At 36.9% G+C, this 6645-nt stretch carries 7 protein-coding genes; 4 read left to right on the top strand and 3 right to left on the bottom strand.

From position 1 onward, the window contains the following. Positions 1-19: 19 nt before the first annotated feature. On the top strand, positions 20-160 hold the full coding sequence (locus C6Y03_RS18940; RefSeq protein WP_223260784.1) for a DUF3967 domain-containing protein: 141 nt from the start codon (positions 20-22) through the stop codon (positions 158-160). Between the two features lie 385 nt (positions 161-545). Then, positions 546-851 carry a hypothetical protein gene (locus tag C6Y03_RS18945; RefSeq protein ID WP_034284315.1) on the top strand — a complete coding sequence of 102 codons (306 nt, stop codon included), beginning with the start codon at positions 546-548 and terminating at the stop codon, positions 849-851. A 473-nt stretch (positions 852-1324) separates the two neighbouring features. On the opposite strand, the gene C6Y03_RS18950 is transcribed toward C6Y03_RS18945, so the two are convergent. Beyond that, positions 1325-1558 (bottom strand): hypothetical protein, encoded by a 234-nt coding sequence (locus C6Y03_RS18950; RefSeq protein ID WP_106039806.1) that lies wholly within the window; start codon positions 1556-1558, stop codon positions 1325-1327. A 111-nt stretch (positions 1559-1669) separates the two neighbouring features. On the opposite strand from C6Y03_RS18950, the gene C6Y03_RS18955 reads away from it, so the two are divergent. Further along, a complete protein-coding gene (locus C6Y03_RS18955; RefSeq protein ID WP_106039808.1) occupies positions 1670-2203 on the top strand; it encodes a hypothetical protein in 534 nt (177 codons plus the stop codon). Between the two features lie 47 nt (positions 2204-2250). Here the strand turns inward: C6Y03_RS18955 and C6Y03_RS18960 are convergent, their stop codons facing one another. Both C6Y03_RS18960 and C6Y03_RS18965 read right to left on the bottom strand, forming a co-directional pair. Then, complete coding sequence (locus tag C6Y03_RS18960) at positions 2251-3273, bottom strand: protein rep (protein ID WP_106039812.1); 1023 nt, start codon at positions 3271-3273, stop codon at positions 2251-2253. A 471-nt stretch (positions 3274-3744) separates the two neighbouring features. Further along, a complete protein-coding gene (locus C6Y03_RS18965) occupies positions 3745-4857 on the bottom strand; it encodes a Rap family tetratricopeptide repeat protein (protein WP_010890401.1) in 1113 nt (370 codons plus the stop codon). Between the two features lie 1347 nt (positions 4858-6204). On the opposite strand from C6Y03_RS18965, the gene C6Y03_RS18970 reads away from it, so the two are divergent. After that, on the top strand, positions 6205-6645 hold a 441-nt coding region (locus C6Y03_RS18970), incomplete at its 3' end, for an HTH domain-containing protein (RefSeq protein WP_106039810.1).

The raw sequence follows: 6645 nt of genomic DNA on the forward strand, positions 1-6645 counted from the left end.
AGAAGAATTCAATCGTGCCATCCTAAAACGACTCGAACAATTTGAAGAACAGCAAAAAAAGCGAGATGAAAATCTCATGCTCGCTTTGAAAGAATCCATTGAAACAAAAAAAATGATTGCTGCTGCTCAACAAAAAAAGTGGTGGCAATTTTGGAAATAGGACACCCATGAAAATGGCGCACTTATACACCCCCCTGTGTGAGTGCTAAAATCTCTCGATTTCCGTCAAGCGTGTAAAGAAGAAGCCGACTTAATAGCCAGCTTCTTCTGATTCTTCAAACCACAATGCAATGAACAGCAAAGTACAAATAATGAATGCTCCTAAATCCATCACATTAATTACAATTTTCATCACATTCACCTCCACAGTGAACGGATTCTATCACAAAAATATCCCTCAAAACGAAGCACTGAAAAATAAAAAAAATGATTGCGGACACCGCAACCAAAAAAACAATATTCTTAAATCTACCTTAAATCCATTGATACACTCATTCTAATCAGATAGTCTCAATATTGTAATTTAATACTAAAGGAGGATTTATATGAATAAAATGTCAAAAATTATAGTAATGCTTATTGTTATTACACTAATAGGAACACCAATAACAGTAAACGCACAGTCACTTACAACTGATTACAACATCGAACAAACACAAAATAATAATCCAGACGAAGAGATAACAAGCGAGAAGATACCACCAGTAGTAATTGCTCTAGCAATTCGAGCACTGTTAGCAGCAGGAAGAACTGAATTAGTTAGATATTTACAGCAAGAAGGAATTAAAGCATACTGTTCTAAATACAAAAAAAGTGGTCCAAAAGTGGTTTCAGATTTATTATGCAAATAAAGATAAGGGGATTTTGATAATCCCCTTATCTTTATATTAATAAGACTTAAATTGACTTTTTAATTTACTCTTATACCGCTCTAACCTTTTATTTTTTTTAAAAGTAAGAAGAGAACAAATGGTAACTAGTATGAGTAAAATCTCATGATCTTCTCCCCTATTGTCAAAAATACCTCTCATAAGTATCCCCTTTCGAATAAAGACTATTCATTAACAATACTTTGTTTAATAACAGTATTGCAAATATTAACTAATTATGTAATTTTTAACCCATCATGCAGTTGCCTCATGACCTCAAACATTTCATTTCCTACCTAAATATTCCTCAAAACTAAGCACTGAAAAAATAAAAAATGATTACAGACACCGCAATCAAAAATAAATTTCACGTAAAAAAGCAGTCTCTAAAAAAGAGTCTGCTTTTGTTAAAAATCTCATGATCCTTCTTGTATCTGTTTTTCTCTTTAATCTGTTTACTTATCTAACTGTTTCTCTTTAATACCTAAAATTAAAAATACAATACCAACAATAAACGAAATAATATATATGATTGTTAACTCCAATGGAAGCACATCAAATATATCTCTGAACATATCTACACTTAAACTGTCGCTTTTGGCTAATAATATTGATGCTGAAATGTATTTAGCACTAAATACAATGGCAAAAACCAAAAAAGAGATACCACTTATATAAATTTTTTTCATAATACACCCTCCTAACAAAGTCTAATTCAATATATTACCCCTATATCCAAAAATCAACTTGTGTTTTTATGGATGTACTGAGAAAATAGTAACAGAAATGGGGGAATTAGTATGAAAAACAAAAAGATAATATCTTTGATTACTATTTTTGTTTTAACCTTTAGTGTTGTTTTTATGTTTGGAACTTCAAAAGCAAATGCAACTGCAAGTACTAAATGCTTAACTTGTGGAGGTACAACAACTAAAAATTACAAGGTCATTGAAACATCTAGAAGTTATGGAAAATGGAAAGATGCAAATAAACCGATAATAAACGGTGGTCCATCAGGAGGAAGTAAATCATTTACCGTAACTCAATCATTCTCAGTTAGTCTTTCAGGCGATACCGGTTTTGATGTAGCTTCACTTGCTTCAAAAGTTGGTTTTAATCTTGGATTTTCTAAATCTTTTTCTGAAACACAACTTTTCAAATTAAAAAAGAAAACAAAATACAAATTAATAGTACGTCCAAATTATTTAGTTAAAAAAGTAAGATTTTCAGTGTATAGCATGGGTATTGGTGGATCACAGAAATTCGTGCAATACAAATACACAACAGTAAAAAAACCAATAGGCACAGAAATAAATATAAAAGTTGTAAAATAAAAAAAGTAACTAAGTACAAAAAGAAGCAGGCTCCATCAGCCTGCTTTCTAATTGACTATGTAATTCTTAATGCCAACATGCCAACGTGCCATGACCTCAAACGTCTCATTGGCTATCTCATCATCATCTTCTTCAATTCTGACAAGATCCCCGTCCTCGGCATCCGTCAAATTCAGTTCCTTATGAATCTCTTTCAAGATCCCGCCGTAGCCGATCAAACGCCTGGCATTTAATGCATTATCCAAATAATAGACAGTATCCAAATTTTCCTCGGTCACTTCATTACCACGTATCACATCGGTGTCTTTCACTGGATACTTAGAAATCTCTAAAATGGCTTTCTGCTCTTCCATTGCTTCGCGCACTTCTTTTTCAATCGCTTCCGCATCGATTCCCTTTTTTCCTTTAACCCGCTGCACATGCACAATCGGTGTGTAATCCAATTTCATTGCACGCTTCCAAAAGCTTGTCCATTCTGCTTGCTTGATATAGCTTTTCCCTGTGAAATAACTTCGCTTCACTGGAATCAAGACATGGAAATGTGGATGATATGTATTCTGTTCATGATTTTTTGTAATCTCTAAAGCCCTGAAATAACCAAGAACGGAAGAGTCCACTTTTTTATACTTCATCAATCTATTAAAGCCTTTCATCATGTCCGAAATGGTCTGTTTCAGATCATCGCCCTCAACGTTTTTCACTGTCAATGTGAGGAATATCCACGCAGGCTTATACTGTCTGTTCGCTTCTTCCACGATCAATTTATTATGACAGGCAATTTTTAACGACCTTCGCCACGCACACATAGGGCATAACCTCACTTTACAAAAATAGGCTTGATATAATCGTAGTCTGCCCGTTTCTTTGTCTCTCCTAAACGCAAGACATTCCGCACAATCACATACTTTCTCTGCCTTTTTTCCGTAGTAAGGCGCACCAGTACGCTTTTCAAGTCCTTCATAATGAGCCGCCATCAGTGACGATCTCAACTTTTTCCCCTTCCAATCCCGCTTTTTACCTGTTGCGGTTTTGTCCTCAAGGGTGATATAATTCGATTCAGATGAATAAATCAAAGCAAAAAACTCCTTCTGTCGCTAGTTCTCTAGCACTCTATTATTATCGTTTGGTCACTTTAATAATAGCAGATGGAGTTTTGTGCTGTCAAAATGCTTTTAAACCCTTGACAACAATGGATTTATCGCACTTTTTGAAAATCTCATTGTTTCTATATGTATCAAGATAAGAAAAGACACGATTCTGACTCCGTCAAAATCGCCCAAAAAGCTGGCGAAACTGCCATCTTTTTAAAAGATCAAAACCCAAAAACCTAAAAGACCAAAGACTAAACCAAATTTCCCCGCAGGGGGAGATTTTTTTTTGATTTTTTGGCCATGCTGCGCAACAAAAAAAACAGACCCTAAAGGTCTGTCATGTTTCACGTTACAAATCGAATAGCCAACTCCATACTAGTTTCTGTATGATTGAGATATGAACCACCAACCAACATAGTGATAGCAAGACCAGCTAAAGCAAAGCTCTTTTTAATGCTCATACAAACAGTCGCCCCTTCGAATTTGTTTTTGAGCGTACACCATTTGCTGATACAAATATACAGAATCCTCCATACGCCCACGTTCAGTATAAAATTCTGCGGACTCTAATGCCAGTTCTTCCAAATATGGATAACCCCTAATATCATCAAACTGCTTGAAAATATCCTTCAGATCGTCAAGACAAAGTGTCTTTGTATATAGACTTACAAGAAATTTGTATAAAGACTCAAATAATTCATCGGGTTCCTTTTCAAGAAATTCAATACCCTTTTGAATATACTCTTTTCCAATTTCATCGTTTCCCATTTTGAAATTAATAAGAGCCAGTTGATAAAAAATAGCTCGCATATGAACATGACTTTTCAAATAAATTTGAGCTTCCTCAAAATAATCTAATGCTATTTGATACTTCTCTAAGCTAGAGTAACAGTTACCCAAATTGATTAAACTCATACCAATCATGAGTTCATCCTTAATCGCATGTGACTTCTCTAATGCTTTTTCTAAATGAGGGAGTGACTTTTCAGCACTATTAAGATCAACATAATTTCCTGAAACAACAAAGCGAGACTGAATTTCTCGGACAAGATATGTCGGGTGTACCTTATATGTATCAAGAGCCAACATGATGTAATACATAGACATTTGAGTTTGCTTCATATGATAGAAAATCTCTGCCATCTTGAAATAAAACTCTGCTCTTTCAACTTCATCCGCGACCCGGTCTAAACGCTTTTCTGCTTGTCTATAAAAAGTAATCGCAGTAATATAGTCACCTTGCGAGAACTCAAACATCCCTCTGAAAAAATTAAAGTAGTATTCCAGGATTCCAGTAAACTTTCGTCCCTGCCCTTCCACTGAACGCAGGTACTCCGCCTTGTTCACTTTCCTTGCTCCTAGATTCATGTATTCAAGCATTTGTTCGTGGCGAAATTCCATAAGCTGAAAATAAAGAACAGCTTGCTCATCTTCCTCCATCATATCCAATTCTTGTCTTATCTCGCTCCGCAGCATTTCAGCATCTGTCACATTGAGTTTTTTTATATGTCGATACCACTCATTTATCTTTTGACCGATCACCGCTGCTGAAATAGTTTCCATTCCATCAATCCCCCGATCCCTGTCCCTTTTTATGTTAAATCCTAGCATATGAAATACGGGTGTAACCCGCTTGCGTTTCCAATTCTACAAATTTTCGGCATCTCGCAAACGAATTTTCAGATTGATTACAGCAGACAAAACGAAAAAACGCATTTAAAGCCCTTATAAGCGTTTTTAACTCATCCCCCTATTTGAATTACCTGAACAAAAATAAAAGCGCTCAGAATCGAATCTGAACGCTCTCAACGGCATTTTTGAAATACAGCCTTGATATTTTTATAGGTTTAATCATTCAAATCAATCTTTGTCACAAACTCAAAACGAGTCAATCCATTGCTATGACTAGCTTCAATTTGTTTTTTTCTTCCGTAGTACCCCCCTGTTAGAGTGGGGGGGTTCACGTTTGGCTCTCGGTGCTTCGCTTTTCGTTGCCACTCGACGACTGTCGTCGTCTTCCGCTGCGCACCTTCGCCAAACAAAACAAACGCACAAATATTTCTTTAATCTTATCATTTTTGACTCTTTCATGCCAACGGTACAATGCCTCGCATTCTGCTTTGAACGGAGAGAAAACCCACAGCACCTATTTAGGTGCATAAGTGGGCACTGGTTCTCCAGTGACTCTTTTCGGGCTCTGCCCAAACCCGCCAACGGTAAGCCCGTTGGATCGCAAATATTCAAACCCCCTACCCCCGATCTTCGGGGGATGCCCCTTCGGCGGGCGCAAACAAACGGGGTTTGTTTGAATCAATAGGCTTTGGGTGTGGTGAATGAGTCAACTCCTTAATGCTCACTTTCGTTCCGCTTACCGTTGACTCATGCCGAATGTTTTTCACTCCATTTTTTAAACAGTAACGCTCCTTTTGAGTGCACACTTTTCCGAAACAACACAAAACAAACATGAAACTTAATTCAAAGCTTTTGAACCCTTGTTGCTACTGATTTTTTTGCAAAACGCTCCCTTTCTTTGTGTGCAGGTGCGCTCCTTTTCAAACACAAAACGTTACTCAATTCTTCTCACTTTTCCTTTTTATGGTGTGGCAGTTTTGCCGTTTCTGCCACATTACCGCATTTTTCTCCTAAAAAAAGGTGTGTCAGAATTTCATTTTTAGGCACATTCCTTTCAAAAATCGCAACCGCCACGAAACAAATCACACTGGGATTTCAAACATAAAGTGGTTGCAGTTTTCCCTTATGCTCTTTTCACCTTTTCCTAAATGTCTCCGGCGACACTTATCAAATTTTTTCTCTTTCAACCCGCTACGCAAAACAAAAACATTTTGCCTTTTGATCTAGGAGGGCGTAGCGTATACCGTAGCGAATGAATCATAAAGAGGTGAACCCGCTATGAAACCCGAAACCTATCTTTCTTCACAAGACATTGCAAACAAGCTCAATGTCTCCAGCGTCACGATACGCAAATACGCCGCCATGCTTGAGAAAAACGGCTATAATTTCGCCAGAGACACTAAGGGATGGCGTCAGTATAATGAGTCCGATTTATCCGCTATGGAGTATATATACACACACTCTAAATTGAGTGGTAAATCACTAGAAGAAGTAGCCAAACTTGTAGCGACCTTGTATCGGTCAAACTTGTCCATATCGGATACCGCTACACCGCTACAAGATGTCAATGTCGCCGATCTCATTCAAAGACAAGAAGAATTCAATCGTGCCATCCTAAAACGACTCGAACAATTTGAAGAACAGCAAAAAAAGCGAGATGAAAATCTCATGCTCGCTTTGAAAGAATCCATTGAAACAAAAAAAATGATTGCTGCTGCT

Origin of the sequence: Bacillus sp. LNXM65, from assembly GCF_002998575.1 — a bacterium.
GTDB lineage: Bacteria > Bacillota > Bacilli > Bacillales > Bacillaceae > Bacillus.